General features: G+C 56.5%; 16 protein-coding genes. 1 reads left to right on the top strand and 15 read right to left on the bottom strand.

Translation table 11 applies throughout. The features are described 5' to 3' along the window. Positions 1–152 precede the first annotated feature (152 nt). The 4 genes from MUB23_RS07335 to larA form a co-directional block, all read right to left on the bottom strand. Entirely contained in the window at positions 153–611 is a 459-nt protein-coding gene (locus MUB23_RS07335; RefSeq protein WP_244799744.1) for a type II 3-dehydroquinate dehydratase, read from the bottom strand. A gap of 73 nt (positions 612–684) precedes the next feature. Next, positions 685–1,896 (bottom strand): UxaA family hydrolase, encoded by a 1,212-nt coding sequence (locus MUB23_RS07330; RefSeq protein WP_244799743.1) that lies wholly within the window; start codon positions 1,894–1,896, stop codon positions 685–687. Next, positions 1,883–2,191: a UxaA family hydrolase gene (locus MUB23_RS07325; RefSeq protein ID WP_244799742.1), complete on the bottom strand. Its 309-nt coding sequence runs from the start codon at positions 2,189–2,191 to the stop codon at positions 1,883–1,885. The genes MUB23_RS07330 and MUB23_RS07325 overlap by 14 nt, the downstream gene beginning before the upstream one ends. A 68-nt stretch (positions 2,192–2,259) precedes the next feature. Then, complete coding sequence (gene larA / locus MUB23_RS07320; protein ID WP_244799741.1) at positions 2,260–3,531, bottom strand: nickel-dependent lactate racemase; 1,272 nt, start codon at positions 3,529–3,531, stop codon at positions 2,260–2,262. A 328-nt stretch (positions 3,532–3,859) separates the two neighbouring features. Here larA and MUB23_RS07315 point away from each other — a divergent pair, with 328 nt between their 5' ends. Further along, positions 3,860–4,192 (top strand): hypothetical protein, encoded by a 333-nt coding sequence (locus MUB23_RS07315; RefSeq protein ID WP_244799740.1) that lies wholly within the window; start codon positions 3,860–3,862, stop codon positions 4,190–4,192. Between the two features lie 67 nt (positions 4,193–4,259). On the opposite strand, the gene MUB23_RS07310 is transcribed toward MUB23_RS07315, so the two are convergent. The 11 genes from MUB23_RS07310 to fabK all read right to left on the bottom strand — a co-directional run bounded on the left by MUB23_RS07310 (position 4,260) and on the right by fabK (position 15,414). Continuing rightward, positions 4,260–5,777, bottom strand: coding sequence for a carboxylesterase/lipase family protein (locus tag MUB23_RS07310; RefSeq protein ID WP_244799739.1), 1,518 nt, complete (start codon positions 5,775–5,777; stop codon positions 4,260–4,262). A 196-nt stretch (positions 5,778–5,973) separates the two neighbouring features. After that, positions 5,974–6,432 carry a MarR family winged helix-turn-helix transcriptional regulator gene (locus MUB23_RS07305; RefSeq protein ID WP_244799738.1) on the bottom strand — a complete coding sequence of 153 codons (459 nt, stop codon included), beginning with the start codon at positions 6,430–6,432 and terminating at the stop codon, positions 5,974–5,976. 79 nt (positions 6,433–6,511) lie between these two features. Next, a complete protein-coding gene (locus MUB23_RS07300) occupies positions 6,512–7,573 on the bottom strand; it encodes an NAD(P)H-dependent flavin oxidoreductase (RefSeq protein ID WP_244799737.1) in 1,062 nt (353 codons plus the stop codon). 15 nt (positions 7,574–7,588) lie between these two features. Further along, complete coding sequence (gene accD, locus MUB23_RS07295; RefSeq protein ID WP_244799736.1) at positions 7,589–9,280, bottom strand: acetyl-CoA carboxylase, carboxyltransferase subunit beta; 1,692 nt, start codon at positions 9,278–9,280, stop codon at positions 7,589–7,591. Beyond that, entirely contained in the window at positions 9,274–10,629 is a 1,356-nt protein-coding gene (locus tag MUB23_RS07290) for an acetyl-CoA carboxylase biotin carboxylase subunit (RefSeq protein WP_244799735.1), read from the bottom strand. The genes accD and MUB23_RS07290 overlap by 7 nt, the downstream gene beginning before the upstream one ends. Positions 10,630–10,654: 25 nt before the next feature. After that, on the bottom strand, positions 10,655–11,080 hold the full coding sequence (gene fabZ, locus MUB23_RS07285; protein WP_244799734.1) for a 3-hydroxyacyl-ACP dehydratase FabZ: 426 nt from the start codon (positions 11,078–11,080) through the stop codon (positions 10,655–10,657). A 9-nt stretch (positions 11,081–11,089) separates the two neighbouring features. Continuing rightward, on the bottom strand, positions 11,090–11,539 hold the full coding sequence (gene accB, locus MUB23_RS07280) for an acetyl-CoA carboxylase biotin carboxyl carrier protein (RefSeq protein WP_244799733.1): 450 nt from the start codon (positions 11,537–11,539) through the stop codon (positions 11,090–11,092). Between the two features lie 10 nt (positions 11,540–11,549). After that, positions 11,550–12,782 (bottom strand): beta-ketoacyl-ACP synthase II, encoded by a 1,233-nt coding sequence (gene fabF / locus MUB23_RS07275; protein ID WP_330641821.1) that lies wholly within the window; start codon positions 12,780–12,782, stop codon positions 11,550–11,552. A gap of 12 nt (positions 12,783–12,794) precedes the next feature. After that, on the bottom strand, positions 12,795–13,535 hold the full coding sequence (gene fabG, locus MUB23_RS07270; RefSeq protein ID WP_244799731.1) for a 3-oxoacyl-[acyl-carrier-protein] reductase: 741 nt from the start codon (positions 13,533–13,535) through the stop codon (positions 12,795–12,797). Between the two features lie 38 nt (positions 13,536–13,573). After that, positions 13,574–14,485 carry an ACP S-malonyltransferase gene (gene fabD / locus MUB23_RS07265; RefSeq protein WP_244799730.1) on the bottom strand — a complete coding sequence of 304 codons (912 nt, stop codon included), beginning with the start codon at positions 14,483–14,485 and terminating at the stop codon, positions 13,574–13,576. Then, positions 14,473–15,414, bottom strand: coding sequence for an enoyl-[acyl-carrier-protein] reductase FabK (fabK, locus tag MUB23_RS07260; RefSeq protein ID WP_244799729.1), 942 nt, complete (start codon positions 15,412–15,414; stop codon positions 14,473–14,475). Before fabK ends, fabD begins: the two co-directional genes overlap by 13 nt. Positions 15,415–15,418: the final 4 nt, after the last annotated feature.

The following is a 15,418-nucleotide window of genomic DNA, read 5'->3' as shown; positions in this document are numbered from 1 at the left end:
TTTGAGGGTGTCTCCTTTGAACAATGATTTTTATTAACCGGCAAGTTAACAATCATTATTCTATGGGAGTCACTCTTTTTTTGCAAACCTGTCATTTGTTACTTAACAGGAATGCTCCTTTTTTCTATAAAAAAGTTTCTCTTATGAGATCGTTATTGTTCCGTCCCGCCCTGCTCTTCGATCAGCTCTGCCGCAGCTTGTAAGGCCAACGTGTAGGTCTTTGCGCCCATGCCGATTAGGATGCCGGACGCCAGCATCGTGGTATCGCCGCGCACGGTGCCTCCGTGTTTGCGGAACGTATTGGACATGTGGACCTCAATCAAAGGGCACTTCAGGATTGCCAGCGCGTCCTTGATTCCGATGGTATAATTGGTCCATCCGCCCGGATTGACGATCACCGCGTCGGTTTTCTCAAAAAATGCTTTGTGGACCCGCTCTACAAATTCCCCCTCGAAATTGCTCTGAAAAATTTCCAGCTCGACGCCGAGTTCCCGCGCTTTCTGCTCCATGCGTTCGTTGATTTCTTCGTAGGTCACCGAACCGTACAGTTTCTCATCCCGGTGGCCGAACATATTGTGGTTGATGCCGTGCATCATCAGCACCTTTTTCATCCAATTTATCCTCCTCTTCTTTTGGGAATCTTCGATCCGGCGGACATCCGGGGCGTTTCCCCGCCGGTAGTCCCTAAATCACCGGCCCCGTCATGTAAATATCCATGGAATTGGTATATCCGGAAATTTCCGCCTTGGTCAGCTCTCCGGACGCCACCGACAAAAGCTTCTCCCGGATCCGCTCCGCCGCCTCCGGGAGGGTCATCTCCCCCCGCATGACCCCGGTCAAGTCCAAATCCATGTGATCCGGCATGTTCTTCATGGCGGTCTCGCTGCCGGTTATCTTAATGACCGGCACGAACGGAAATCCCTGAGGCGCGCCTCTTCCGGTGGCAAATACAATCAGATTGCTTCCGGCCGAGGCTAATCCGGTTAAAATCTCCGGCTCCCGCCCTGGGGAATCCATAACCGCCAGCCCGCAGCCCTGGGGACGCTCCCCGTACTCACGCACCTCCTGGATTTTGGCGCTGCCTGCTTTGGCGATTGCGCCCAGCGATTTTTCCTCGATGGTGGTCAGGCCGCCTTTGATATTGCCTCCGGTGGGCTGGCCGCCGCGGATGTCCTCGCCCACCGACATGGCCCGCTGCTCCATCCGTCTTACCAGCTCCAGGATCTTCCCGCCCAGTTCTTCATCGGCTGCATGGGATGCCACGATGTGCTCTGCGCCGATAAACTCGGTCACTTCTCCGAGAATTGAAGTCCCTCCTTTTGAGACCAGCCAGTCCGAGACCTCCCCGATGGCCGGATTGGGCACCAGGCCGGAGGTGGTGTCGGAGCTGCCGCATTTCATTCCCATGATCAGGCGGCTGACCGGCGCTGGACTGCGTTTCTGCCTGGATGCCTCCCGAACCATTTCCTGAGCCAAAAGGATCCCCTGCGCCGTGGTCTTCGCTGCGCCTCCCTGCTCTTGAATCGTCACCCGCTCTACCCGTTTTCCGGACGCGCGGATCTGCTGCTCCACGGCATCGACATCCGTACTCTCGCAGCCAAGGCTGACCAGGAGGACAGAGGAAAGGTTCGGATTCTTTCCCAGATTCGCCAGCACCTCCGTCACCCGCCGGATGTCCACCGGCGTCTGGCAGCAGCCTTGATGGTGGGTAAAACGCACGGTTCCGGAAACCCGTCTGGCAATTTCCTCCGCCACTTCATTGGCGCAGACCACGGTGGACAAAATTCCCACATAGTTCCTCGTCCCTACGGAGCCGTCGCTTCGCACATAGCCAAGAAACGTTTCACCGCAGGCTCTATTTTCTTCCGCCGTCTGCTCGTATTCAATCGGTTCCATTTGGATCCTCCTTCTTCCAGTCGCCCCGGCCCCGGAGGCTTTCAATATTTTGTACATGAGCATGGGTTCCGCTCCGGATTTCACAGCTGGCCCGGCCGATGACCTCGCCGTATTTGCGGACCTCCATTCCTTTTAAAATATCCTGAACCGCAACCTTATGTCCATAGGGAATATTTTCCAGGATCTTAAGCTCCTGTACCGTTTCCCCGCTAGAAATCTGCGCGATCTGCCCGGCCCTTAATTCCCGGACTGCCGTAGCCACCTGATCTTCCGGATTCAACAACAAAGCGTCCATCTTTTGTCTTCCTTTCTTTCCTATCTTTCCGATGAAACTAAGCGGGGCTGGACTCATGAACAAAGCATTCAGGCCCCTCCCTTCACAATCACCGAAACCCCGTCCGGGATTACCGTGATCCCCGTCTCTTTACCGGTGAACTCCTCGGCCATCCGCAGAGCTTCCGAAAGAGAAGCTGCGGGCAGAAATCCCATTTTCCTCAGCATGTCACGATCCCCGTCCGCCGTGGCAAAAATAACCGGATGCTTCTCCAAAATCCGCCCGAAAATCTGGGCCGCCCACTGATCCGGCTGGGTCTGATTCCGCGGAGTATTGCGGATTTTCTCCATGAGGGGGCCAATCCCTTCTTTCATGGAACGATACATCGCCTCACTGCCGTGCCCGTCCCCGATCTCACCGCAAAGAATGATCACCCCGCCGGGGCGGACACATGCCTCCGCGGAGGTCGCCGCTTTCACATGCTGGTAGACATTCTGATCCAGGGGATAGCCTCCGTTTCCAGTGATCACAATATCCGCTTCCTGTGTTTTTACTTCCGCCAGCCGGCCGGCCCTCAGACAGCCTTCCTGGTGAGCCAGCTCCCAATCCCCGGCTACCGCGTCGATCACCCGTTTTTCCCGGTCCAGGATCACATTGACAATATAGGTAAGCCCCGCCTTCTTGGCGGCAAACATCATATCTTCATGGATGGGATTCCCCTTCAGCACTCCGGGCCTGGCGTTGGGATGGGCGATAAATTCGGCACAGTGATTTGCCATCACCGTATCCCGGCTGACAATCCCCGGCAGGACGCTTTTTCTTCCGCCGGAAAACCCTGCAAAGAGATGGGGCTCGATCAATCCTTCCGCCACCAGCAGATCCGCCTCCATGGCAAGCCGGTTGATCTTCAGTTCGCCGCCGGAGGGCAGAGTCCCTGCGGAAACCATCTGGGCGTCGAGGGAGGCGTCATGTACCAGAATTCGTTCTTTTTCAACAACAGTTTCTCCGAATTTTTGGATTAACTCTTCCCTTGTCGTCTGGCGGTGAAAGCCGGTGGCTACCAAAAATGTGATCTCAGCATCCGGATTTCCCTCCCGGATTTCTTTGCACATCCGCGGCGCCAACAGGCGGCTCGGAACCGCGCGCGTGTGATCACTGGCAATGATGACTACGTTTTTCTTTCTCTTCGCCAGCTCAGAAAGCCGCGCGGAGCCGATCGGGCAATCCATGGCTTCCTGAATGATTGCATTTTCTTTTTTACTTGTGGTATTCACGTCACATGGAGTCAATATTCCCCGGATTCTCTGCGAATCCACCTGCATTTTCCACTCGGAATGTCCGTAAGGTATTGAAATCTCCATTTTTGTCTCTCCTGTAATCGGTTGTTATTCTTTATTGTGGTTTTTAATGGATAGAAGCTATTTTTCATGTCTTTAGTATATCGACCTTTTCTCATGAAGTAAAATATATAATTATCCATTATTTCATGTATCCAAATCCATAAGCATTGTACAAATACTCTATAAACATTTAAATTCCCATGACAGAGACAAAGGGATTATGGATTGAAGAATTCTATTGGATGTAGTAGACTGGAAAGAAATTACGGCCTTTCACGTTCAATACGTTCTGTTTGCAAAGGACGATGCCTGAAATACTCTGCCGCCGTATATGAGAAAGGAAAACGCCATGTCAGAAAATAGAAGAGACCCGAAGCTTGTCGACAAGACCCCCGCCGGTTCCTACCGTTTCGCCTGGGAAGAATATTGGGAGGAGGACGACGCCGGATTTTGCTGCGTCGACTATGTACTAGAAAAGCACACCCGCCTGGTGGCCCTCGACGCCGCTGGGAACCGGGTCCGGGAATATCCCCTGGACGGAAAAGAATATGACAAAAGCCTGGAATACAAAGACCAGCGCCTCCTGGCCACCTTCCATCGAAGATGGGACCGGAAAACGCTGGCAATCATTGATCCAAATACTTTGGAAATCCTCTCGGAGACCACGACGGAGGAGGGATAAGCATCTCTTCCTCTTCCCCCAACAGTCCATTCGTCCTGTCGGCGCGGTAGCTCGTTTCTATTTTAGGTTAATCCATCTTCTTCAAGCTATGCTTTACAATAAATTTCACCGCCTCATTCCCCGGCGCCGGGATCATCTTCCGCTCCTCTCCGATTTCCAGGAATTCCGGAGCTTCCAACGTGTATGGTTTCCAGGCTTCCGCCCCTTCTGGATTCGGGTTTCCGGTCTTGATAAAGTTGGCCCAGTAATCGGCCAGTTCATTGGAAAGATTGAAGTCAAAACCAGTGTAAGGCCGTTTCGAGCGAAGCAGCGTCTGGAACACAAAATGGTGTTCCACCGAATGGTGAGCACCGGTCGCCTCGGCTCCGGGCGGTACATAAGTAAAATAGTAGCCGTAGGCAGGCTTTCTTCCCAGTCTTGCCTGATTCTCGCACCAGGCGATATCCCCGGCCAGCATATCGTCCCCCATCCGGTTCTCGAAGAACTGGGCGCAGTAATCCGGATCCTCCGGGCGAACCACCTTCAAATACTCCTCTTGATCCTCCTGATAAGTCTTCGCCAGTTCGCGCACCACTTCCTCCGCCGGCGCGGCCGCGCCTTTCTGGCGCATCTCATCCGCCGTGCAGCCGACCATGGTATCCAGTTCCGGATGTTTCCCGGACAGGAAATACTGAGCCAGCGGCTCGGTCAGGGCATAGCCATCGATACAGGGAGAGAACGGCATATGAAAAACGCCGGTTTTAAATTCCTGATACTTGTCCACAATGGTCTGGGCATCCACTTTGCGGGCTTCCTCCACCGTGGAGACGCCGAGGAACTCAAAGAAACTCTTTCCAATCTCCTCTGCCTCCGGCAGGGGCCGGTGCTCCAGCAAACCACCCCGTTCCAGGCCTCCGCCGCTCTGCATAATGGCGCGTTTGAAATCGCCCGCCACCAGAGGGCAGGCGCACATGTTCTGGACACTGAATCCGCCGGCGGACTGGCCAAAGACCGTCATGTTGTCCGGATCCCCGCCAAAAGCCGCAATATTTTTCTTCACCCATTTCAGCCCTGCCACCTGATCCAATGTGCCGTAGTTCCCGGTGGAGCCATGGGGATCCTCGGCTGCCAGGTCCGGATGAGCCAAAAATCCAAAGGCGTTCAGGCGGTAATTGACCGTCACCATAACGATCCCGCGTTTAGCAAAGCCTTCGCCGTCGTAAGCGTTCAAATATCCGTATCCGGTCTCAAAACCGCCTCCGTGGATGTACACGGCCACCGGCAGTTTTTCTTCCGCAGATTTGGCCGGAGTCCAGACGTTTAAGTACAGGCAGTCCTCATTGAGAGGATATTCTACTACATAAAATTCATTGGCCGCCAGCGTGTTGCCGCCTTCGGACGCAAAGCGGGGCTGGGGACAAATATCGCTGAAGCGGTAGGCTTGATACACGCCGTCCCAGTTTTCCACCGGCTGCGGAGCCTTCCAGCGGAGATCTCCCACCGGCGGCTTGGCGAACGGGATTCCCTTAAATACGGTAATGGATTGGTTTCCGGCGGGCAGGCCTTCCACAATACCATTTTCGGTTTTTGCTTGCATTAATGCCATTTCTACTCCTCCATTTCTTTGGCAGTCGAAATCGAAGTCAATTTCTTTTTCCTCTCTGATGTTATCATATTATTCAAAAAGGATCTATTAACAGTTTTTTTATTTCGTCACAATTTTTTAACTTTTGAAGCAAATCACCGGTTCCCTGACAGAAAAAGCCCTGCCGTCCAAACCGGACAGCAGGGCTAAAAATTGTCTATTCTCTTTCATGTTTTTTCTTATAATCCAGAAAAAATTTCTTCAGCCGCACCAGGGATTTAATCAGGATCCCCTTCTCCTCGTCGTCCAGGTTCCTGACCACCGCCTCAATCATCTCGTGATGGAACGCTTCATGATGGTGGTAAGCCCGGACGCCTTTTTCCGTCAGCAGAATGTAGACAACCCGCCGGTCTTCCTCACTTCTTTGACGGACCACATAACCCTTTTTCACCAGATTATTCATGGAAATGGTCAGAGTTCCCATGGTCACCGACAGCTTTTTTGCGATCGAGGACATATTTTGAGGTTCGTCCATGCCGACGGCCTCGATGATGTGCATATCATTGTTCGTAATGTCCCGAAATTCGCCGGTGATGATCGCATCCTGCTCGATATCCATGATATCGTTAAATAGAACCACCAGAATGTCGTTCAACGCCTGATAGCTGTTCTCCATGAAACCCCTCCTCCCCTTTGCGGCACCTGAGGTTATGATAGCATGTTTTCCCCCCGGAAGCAAGGCGCATTTTCCCTCGTCAGGCATACTCCGGAAACAGATCCGCCGCCACCTCCGGCACGGTCTCGATTCGCTCCGACCGCCAGGCATTGGAACCGCAGAAGATCAAGGCGTCGTCCATCCGCCCTTCCGCCGCGTTTACCAGCGCGTCGGTGATGCAGTAAGGAATTTCCGCCGGCCGGCAATGCTCTAAGCACTGATGGCAGGACACCGGGTTCTTCTTTCCCGGCTGCCCTAAAAACCGATTTTTAATCGCCCGCCCCGGCATCCCTACCGGGCTTTTCGTGATCACGATTTCTTCCTTCTTCACATCCAAGTAAGCTTTCTTAAAAGCCTCCGGCGCATCGCACTCCTCGGTGGTCACAAACCGGGTGGCCACCTGCACGCCGTCGGCCCCCAGATCCTCCATGGCGTGACGCACGTCCTCTCTGCTGTAGATGCCTCCTGCCACCACCACCGGGATCTTTTTCCGGTACTTCTCTGCATAGCCTCGGACCGCCTCCAGAATTTTCTGGATTTCTTCCTCAAAGGTTTTCTTCGGCAGATGCTTGGCGTCCTCCTCGGAAAAACCCAGATGCCCTCCGGCCTCCGGCCCTTCCACCACCACCAGGTCCGGCGCAGTCTCATATCTCCGGTCCCAGAGCTTGCAGATCAGATTGGCTGCCTTGGAGGACGAGACGATGGGCGCAAGCTTTGTGGAGAACCCGGCGGCAAACTTCGGGAGATCCACCGGAAGCCCGGCTCCGGATACGATCAGATCCGCCCCCGCCGCAGCCGCGGCTTTTACGTACTCCCCGTACTTCCTGGTCGCCACCATGATATTAAAGCCCAGCACACCGTCCGGCGCAATTTTCCTCGCTTTTTTCAGCTCCTTTGCCAAAGCCCTCAGATTCGCGCCCAAAGGATCCCGGTCAAAGTCCGGCTCCCTCCAGCCGATCTGTGCCGTGGAAATCAAACCGACGCCCCCTGCTTTTGCGACCGCCCCGGCCAGCCCCGAAAGGCTGATCCCCACTCCCATACCGCCCTGAATCAGGGGAAGTTTCGCTTTCAGCTCCCCGATCTGTAATGGTTGCACTTTCATTCTTCTCCTCCCGGCCTACATGGCCCGGAAACGCTGATACCGGCGTTCCACCAGCTCTTCTTCCGAAATTCCCCGGTATTTCCGCAAGAACTCCCGGATTTCCGACCGGAACATACCGCAGAGAATGTCCCGGTTTTCTTCGCTTGCCGGAATCTCCTCCGGCAAAATTTTCTCGACGATGCCAAGCCCTTTTAGATCCGCCGCCGTCATCTTCATCACCTCGGCCGCGTCGACAGCCCGCTTGCTGTCCTTCCAGAGAATGGAGGCAAACCCTTCCGGCGACAGAACCGAGTAGACGGCGTTTTCCATCATCCAGACCTCGTCCGCCAGCGCCATGGCCAGCGCTCCGCCGCTTCCGCCCTCTCCGATCACGATGGAGAGCACCGGAGTCCGGAGCCCGGCCATCTCAAACAGATTTTCTGCAATCGCCCTTCCCTGGCCGCGCTCCTCCGCCGTCAGGCCACAAAACGCGCCGGGGGTGTCCACCAGGCAGATGACCGGGCGGCGGAACTTCTCCGCCTGCTTCATCAAACGCAGAGCCTTCCGATACCCTTCCGGCGAAGGCATTCCAAAGTTCCGAACCAGGTTGTCTTTCAGGTTCTTCCCTTTCTGCTGGCCGATCACGGTGACCGGCAGGCCGTCCAAAAGAGCAATCCCGCCGACGATCGCTCCGTCGTCCCCGGCGTATCGGTCCCCGTGAAGCTCCGTAAAATCCGTGAACACACCCTCGATATAATCCAATGCGTTCAGCCTTCCGGCATCGCGGGACCGTTCTACGATCTCCCAGGCCGTCGTCTTTACCTTCCGTCTTTTCAGAGAGGGCTTTCTTTCTTCGGACTCCGCCAATGTCCCGCCTGCGTGAAGGCGCAGCAGATCCCCCAGCACATTTTTTAGATCCGGCCGTTCCACAATCGCATCCAAAAAACCATGTTCCAGCAAAAATTCCGACCGCTGGAAGCCCTCCGGCAGTTTTTGCTTGATGGTCTGCTCAATGACCCGCGGCCCGGCAAAACCGATCAGAGCGTTCGGCTCCGCCAGGATGATGTCTCCTAGCATGGCGAAACTGGCCGTCACGCCGCCGGTGGTCGGATCCGTCAGCACGCTGATGTAGAGAAGCCCGGCGTCGCTGTGTCGTTTTAACGCTGCGGAAGTCTTCGCCATCTGCATCAGGGAGACGATTCCCTCCTGCATCCTGGCTCCCCCGGAACAACAGAACAAAACCACCGGCAGTTTCTCCTCGGTGGCCCGCTCCACCGCCCTGGTGATCCGCTCTCCCACCACGGATCCCATGCTTGCCATCAGGAAACGGGCGTCGCAGATTCCAAGAACCGCTGGCTGGCCGTGGATCTTGGCCTTTCCGGTGATCACCGCCTCGGAAAGCCCGGTGGATTCCTGGGTTTCGGCTAATTTTTCCCGGTATCCGGGAAACCGGAGAGGATCGGTCTCCGGAAGTTCCTCATCCCAGGGTTCAAAACTCCCCTTATCCGCGATCATCCGCAGGCGCTGGTGAGCTTTCAGCCGGAAATATCCGTGGCATTTCGGGCAGATGTAGCCGCCTGCGCGCACCTCATCCCTATAGACCGGACTGCCGCAGATCCCGCATTTCGTCCAGAGTCCCTGCAAAAACTCGGTCTCGTCTTCCTTTTCCCGGCGGCTTTTCTTCGTCCGGGATGCTGCCGGAACTTTCCTCCACAAATCTTTTAACATACGCCGTCATCCTCTAAATATTTCTCGATAAACGAGGTATCCTGCTTTCCTGCCTGGAAAACCGGATGCCCGATGATTTTCAGCTGATATTCCTGGGTGGTCTCCACCCCCTCGATGACCAGCTCCTCCAACGCCCGCTCCATCTTCCGGATGGCTTCCCTCCGGTCCTCCCCATGGACGATGAGCTTTGCGATCATCGAGTCATAATAGGGCGGGATCCGGTAACCGTTGTAGATTGCTGTGTCCACCCGTACTCCATTGCCGCCCGGCAGATGAATATCCGTCAACACGCCGGGACAGGGGCGGAAATTTTTCTCCGGATTTTCGGCATTGATCCGGCATTCCAGAGAATGGCCGGACAGATGGATTTCCTCCTGGGTAAACCGCAGCTTCTCCCCGGCTGCGATCCGGATCTGCTCTTTCACCAAATCCAGTCCGGTCACGGTCTCCGTCACCGGATGCTCTACCTGGATTCTGGTGTTCATCTCCATAAAATAGTAGGTTCCATCCTCTGCCAGGAGGAATTCCACGGTTCCCGCATTTTCATAACCAGCGGCTTTAGCCGCCTTGACCGCAGCCTTTCCCATCTCCTCCCGGAGCGCCGGGGTCAGCGCCGGGCTCGGAGACTCCTCCACCATTTTCTGGTGGCGGCGCTGCACCGAGCAATCCCGCTCTCCCAGGTGGATCACATTTCCGTAGGCGTCGGCCAGGATCTGGAATTCCACATGGCGGGGATTTTTGACGAAGCGCTCCAGATACATGGTATGGTCGGAAAAGCCTTTTTCTGCTTCCCTCTGGGCGGTGGAAAACTGCGCTTCGAATTCATCTGCGTGTTCTGCCACACGCATACCGCGGCCACCGCCTCCGGCAGCCGCCTTAATCATCACAGGATAGCCGATGTCTTCCGCGGCCGCCCGGCCCTCTTCCACCGTATAAACCGGCTCCTTGGTTCCTGGCACCACCGGAACTCCCGCTGCCGTCATGGTATTGCGCGCTTCTGCTTTATTGCCCATACGGGCAATCACCTCGCTGCCGGGGCCGATAAAGCGGATCCGGCATTTTTCGCACATTTCCGCAAACTTGCTGTTCTCGGAGAGAAAACCAAAACCCGGATGAATCGCATCGGCGCCCACCGCCACGGCGGTGCTTAAAATCCGCTCCCGGTTCAGGTAGCTTTCCCCGGACGGAGCCGGTCCGATGCAGACCGCTTCATCCGCCAGCAGCGCCGGAAGCGCCTCCCGGTCTGCCTCCGAATACACGGCCACGGTCGGAATCTCCATCTCCCGGCAGGCCTGGATGATCCGCACAGCGATTTCCCCCCGGTTTGCAATCAAGATTTTCTGAAACATGGTTTCCCTCCTTTGCGAGTCCTGGTTATTGCACAATAAAGGTCATTTCCGCGCAGACAGCCAGTTGTCCGTCCACAGTGGCGGTTGCCCGGCCCACACCGACAGGCCCTTTCTTCCGGATAATTTCACATTCCAGGCGCAGCGTATCACCAGGAATCACCTTCCGGCGGAATTTCACCTTATCCAGCCCCCCGAAGAAAGCAGTCTTTCCTTTATTTTCCTCCATGCTGAGGATGATGGCGGCTCCGACCTGGGCCAAAGCCTCCACCACCAGCACGCCGGGCATCACCGGTTCCACAGGGAAATGTCCGGCAAAGAAATCCTCCCGGTAGGTCACATTCTTGATCCCCACCGCGCGCACGCCGGGTTCCAGCTCATCCAGCCGGTCCAACAGCAAAAATGGATGGCGGTGAGGAATAATCTCTTCGATCTCTTTAATTCCTAATGACATATTTTCTCCCTACCGAATGCGGAACAGCGGCTGGCCGTACTCCACCACCTGCTCGTTTTCAACCAGGACCGCCGTCACAACGCCGTCCTTCTCGCATTCGATCTCATTCATCAGTTTCATCGTCTCTATAATCCCCAGCACCTGGCCTTTTCTCACTGAATCGCCCACATGGACGAAAGCTTCGGTGTCCTCGCTGGGAGAACTGTAAAAAGTGCCTACCAGAGGAGAATGGACCACGGTCTCGGCCTCCATCCCCTCCGGGATCACCGGCGGAAAGCTCCCGGCTGCCGCAGTGTCCACCCCGGAACCGACTCCGGGAATGCTCCCCGCGTCCGCCGCAATCACAACCGGCTGCGCCTTTTTTAACACCAGCCGCACATCCCCCTCGCTGTAGGAAAATTCGGTGAGGGAGGAATTCGCCACCGCTTCAATCAACTGTATCATCTGATCCTGATCCATGGCTTTCCTCCTACTCCTGATATTTCTTCACGCATAATGTTGCATTGTGTCCGCCGAAACCAAGGGAATTGGTCAGGCAGCAGTTCACCTCTTTGCGGACGCCTTCCTTCACATAGTCCAGATCGCATTCTTCATCCGGAACCTGGTAGCCCGCGGTCGGATGGACGAAGCCGTCCTCCATGGTTTTCACACAGGCAATAAACTCCACGCCTCCGGCCGCTCCCAGCAGATGGCCGACCATGGACTTGGTCGAACTGACCAGCAAATGCCCGGCCGCTTCCCCAAAGGCCAGATGGATGGCGCGGGTCTCAAACAGGTCGTTGTGGTGGGTGCTGGTGCCGTGGGCATTGATGTAGTCCACCTGTTCCGGCGTGATCCCCGCCTCCGCCATGGCCAGTTCCATTGCTTTGGCCGCTCCGCCGCCGTCCTCAGCCGGGGAGGTAATGTGGTACGCGTCGCTGGTGGCCCCGTAACCGGAAAGTTCCGCATAGATTTTCGCGCCTCTGGCCCGCGCGTGTTCCAGTTCTTCCAGAACCACCACGCCGGCTCCCTCTCCCATCACAAAGCCGTTCCGCTCTTTGTCAAACGGAATGGAAGCCCGCAGCGGGTCCGTGCTGTCGGTCAAAGCCGTCAGGGCGGTAAAACCTGCCACGCCGATGGGCGTGATGGCGCTCTCGGTGCCTCCGGCCAGCATCACGTCGGCATCCCCGCACTGGATACTGCGGAACGCCTCCCCGATGGAGTGAGTTCCGGTGGCGCAGGCAGTGACCACATTGATGCACTTTCCCTTCAGCCCGAATTGGATGCTGACGTTTCCGGCCGCCATATTGCTGATCATCATGGGAACCAACATCGGGTTCACGCGGCGCGGCCCTCCGGAGAGCAGCCGCTGGTACTCCCTCTCGATGGCCTGGAGGCTGCCGATTCCGGAACCAATGCTGACTCCGACCCGAAAGGGATCCTCCTGTTCCATCTGTAAGCCGGAATCCTCCAGCGCTTCTCTTGACGCAGCCACGGCGTACTGGCAGAACGCCTCCATGCGCCGCGCCATTTTTTTATCCATATAGTCCCCGGCGTCAAAGTTCTTCACTTCCGCCGCCAGTTTGACTTTATATTCGCTCGTATCGAATTTGGTGATCTCGCCGATCCCAACAAATCCCTTTTTTAAGGACTCCCAAAAATCTTTTACATTGTTTCCGACCGGGGTAATCGCCCCCAGCCCGGTCACTGCCACTCGTCTCATCGTCATTCTCCTTTACATCGCCATGCCGCCGTCCACACAAAGGACCTGTCCCGTAATATAACCGGCCTGATCCGAGGCGAGAAACGCCACGGCCGCCGCAATATCCTCCGGATTTCCAAAGCGCCCCAGAGGAATCTGTCCGGTTGCGGCCTCCTTCACCCGGTCAGAAAGTTTTGCCGTCATATCGGTTTCAATGAAGCCAGGCGCCACGGCGTTCACCGTGATCCCGCGGGAGGAGAGCTCCCGCGCCGCCGACTTGGTCAGGCCGATCAGCCCGGCCTTGGAGGCGCTGTAATTGGCTTGACCGGCATTTCCCATCACGCCGGAAACCGACGCGATATTGACGATACGGCCGCTTTTTTGCTTCAACATGGCTTTGGCGGCCCATTTGCAGCAGTGGAACGCGCCCTTTAAATTTGCATCTAAAACCTGGTCCCAGTCCTCGTCGCTCATCCGCATCAGCAGGCCGTCCCGCGTCACTCCCGCATTGTTCACCAGGATATCCACCCGGCCATAGCGGTTCAGGATGTCCGAAAAAAAGGCTTCCACCGCCGGACCGCCGGCCACGTCGCAGGGATAAGCCTCCGCTTTTCCTCCGGCCGCTTCGATCTCTTTTACCGTCTCCTCGGCCTGGGAGTGGGACCCTCTGTAATTGACAATGACCATCGCCCCTTCCGAAGCCAGGGCAAACGCGATGGCCCGGCCGATCCCCTTGGCTGCGCCGGTCACAACAGCTACCTTATTTTCCAACATAATATACCTCCTAAACAGTCAAAAATGCGTCAAGTTCCCTACAGGTGAAGTCCTTCCAGCTGCTCTAAGGTCTCCACGTTGATCAGACGGGCCTCCTTGGTCATTTTTCTAAGGAAACCGGTCAGCGTCCGGCCGGGGCCGATCTCCACAAAAGTGTCCACGCCGTCCGAAAGCATCCGCTCCATGGTCTGCTGCCAGAGCACCGAATGGCTGACCTGGCGCTCCAACAGACTTTTGACCGGCGCGCTGTCGGTCACATATTCTGCCGTCACATTGGTAATATAAGGAATGACGGGCCTTTCCAATGCCACCGGCGCCAGCACTTCGGCCAGTTTGCTCCCAGCCTCCTTCAGCAAAGAGGAGTGGAACGGCCCGCTGACCTTTAACGGCAGGCACCTCTTGGCCCCCGCCTCCTTCAAGGCGGTGCAGGCTTCCTCCACCGCCTCCGCCTTCCCGGAGATCACGGTCTGGCCTGGACAGTTATAATTGGCGATCTGTACGTCTCTAAGCCCGGCGAGGACTGCTTCAATCGCCTCGTTTGCCAGCCCCATCACCGCGGCCATGCCGCCCTGCCCCACCGGCACGGCCTCCTGCATCAGGATGCCGCGGCGGCGCACCACGGGAAGTGCGTCGGAAAACGTCATGGCTCCGCAGGCAATCAATGCGCCATATTCGCCGAGGCTGAGGCCTGCGGTCACATCCGCCCGCATCCCCCTCGCGTCCATCTCCCGCCAGATGGCGGTGCAGGCCGTGAGAAGAGCGGCCTGGGTATATTCGGTCAAATCCAGCCTCTCATTCGGCGTAAAACAAAGCTCCTCCATGGAGAATCCCATCAGACGGCTGGCGGTCTCAAAGGTTTCCCTCGCCAGCGGGGAATTTTCGTAAAAATCCTGGTCCATCCCAGTTTTCTGAGCGCCCTGCCCCGGAAAGAGAAAGGCTATTTTTCCCATTTCTCTGCTCCCTTCAGCAGCGTCTCCGTCTCCTCCACCAATTCCAGGATGATCTCCCGGCAGGATTGGCGTTTCCGGATCATTCCGGCAATCTGTCCGGCCATCACGCTGCCGTTTTTCACATTGCCTTCCTGCACCGCGCGGCGCAGGGAACCCAGCGTCAGTTTTTCCAATTCCTCAAAGGATGCGCCCTCCGCTTCCAGCTTCAAGTATTCCCTTGTGCTCTGGTTGCGCAGCGTGCGGACTGGATGGCCGTGGCTGCGGCCGGTCACGACGCTGTCGATGTCCTTGGCCTCCACGATCCGGTTTTTATAATTCTCATGAACCTGGGCCTCATCGGAGACCACAAAGCGAGTTCCAATCTGAACCCCCTCGGCCCCAAGCAGAAACATGGCGGCCATTCCCCGGCCGTCGCCGACGCCTCCGGCCCCGATCACGGGAATATCAACGGAATCCACCACCTGCGGCAGCAGCGTCATCGTCGTCTGCTCGCCGATATGTCCACCTGCCTCACAGCCTTCCGCCACCAGGGCGTCGGCCCCGTACCGCTCCATGCGGCGCGCCAGGGCCACCGAAGCCACCACAGGAATCACCTTGATTCCAGCCGCTTTCCAGGCTTCCATGTACTTCTCCGGGTTTCCAGCTCCGGTGGTCACCACCGGAACCTTCTCTTCCAGGACCACCTGCGCGACTTCCTCCGCATAAGGGCTGAGAAGCATGATATTGACGCCGAAGGGCTTTTCGGTCCGCTCTCTGACCTTGCGGATTTCCTGACGCACCACCTCGGCCGGTGCATTGGCGGCGCCGATCAGACCGAGACCTCCGGCCTCGGATACGGCGGAGGCCAGATGATGCTCCGCCACCCAGGCCATACCGCCCTGGATAATCGGGTATTCGGTTCCCAGAATTTCAGTCACTCTTGTCTTCATGGCT

The organism is Cuneatibacter sp. NSJ-177, assembly GCF_022867805.1.
GTDB lineage: Bacteria > Bacillota > Clostridia > Lachnospirales > Lachnospiraceae > Pseudolachnospira.
Note: the sequence above shows the minus strand (reverse complement) of the source record. Positions and strands in the feature narration are given on the sequence as shown.

Coding starts and splice junctions, on each gene's coding strand:
- MUB23_RS07335 (WP_244799744.1), bottom strand. CDS start 611: ATGAAAAAGGTGCTGATGATGCACGGCATCAACCACAATATGTTCGGC.
- MUB23_RS07330 (WP_244799743.1), bottom strand. CDS start 1,896: ATGGAACCGATTGAATACGAGCAGACGGCGGAAGAAAATAGAGCCTGC.
- MUB23_RS07325 (WP_244799742.1), bottom strand. CDS start 2,191: ATGGACGCTTTGTTGTTGAATCCGGAAGATCAGGTGGCTACGGCAGTC.
- larA (WP_244799741.1), bottom strand. CDS start 3,531: ATGGAGATTTCAATACCTTACGGACATTCCGAGTGGAAAATGCAGGTG.
- MUB23_RS07315 (WP_244799740.1), top strand. CDS start 3,860: ATGTCAGAAAATAGAAGAGACCCGAAGCTTGTCGACAAGACCCCCGCC.
- MUB23_RS07310 (WP_244799739.1), bottom strand. CDS start 5,777: ATGGCATTAATGCAAGCAAAAACCGAAAATGGTATTGTGGAAGGCCTG.
- MUB23_RS07305 (WP_244799738.1), bottom strand. CDS start 6,432: ATGGAGAACAGCTATCAGGCGTTGAACGACATTCTGGTGGTTCTATTT.
- MUB23_RS07300 (WP_244799737.1), bottom strand. CDS start 7,573: ATGAAAGTGCAACCATTACAGATCGGGGAGCTGAAAGCGAAACTTCCC.
- accD (WP_244799736.1), bottom strand. CDS start 9,280: ATGTTAAAAGATTTGTGGAGGAAAGTTCCGGCAGCATCCCGGACGAAG.
- MUB23_RS07290 (WP_244799735.1), bottom strand. CDS start 10,629: ATGTTTCAGAAAATCTTGATTGCAAACCGGGGGGAAATCGCTGTGCGG.
- fabZ (WP_244799734.1), bottom strand. CDS start 11,080: ATGTCATTAGGAATTAAAGAGATCGAAGAGATTATTCCTCACCGCCAT.
- accB (WP_244799733.1), bottom strand. CDS start 11,539: ATGGATCAGGATCAGATGATACAGTTGATTGAAGCGGTGGCGAATTCC.
- fabF (WP_330641821.1), bottom strand. CDS start 12,782: ATGAGACGAGTGGCAGTGACCGGGCTGGGGGCGATTACCCCGGTCGGA.
- fabG (WP_244799731.1), bottom strand. CDS start 13,535: ATGTTGGAAAATAAGGTAGCTGTTGTGACCGGCGCAGCCAAGGGGATC.
- fabD (WP_244799730.1), bottom strand. CDS start 14,485: ATGGGAAAAATAGCCTTTCTCTTTCCGGGGCAGGGCGCTCAGAAAACT.
- fabK (WP_244799729.1), bottom strand. CDS start 15,414: ATGAAGACAAGAGTGACTGAAATTCTGGGAACCGAATACCCGATTATC.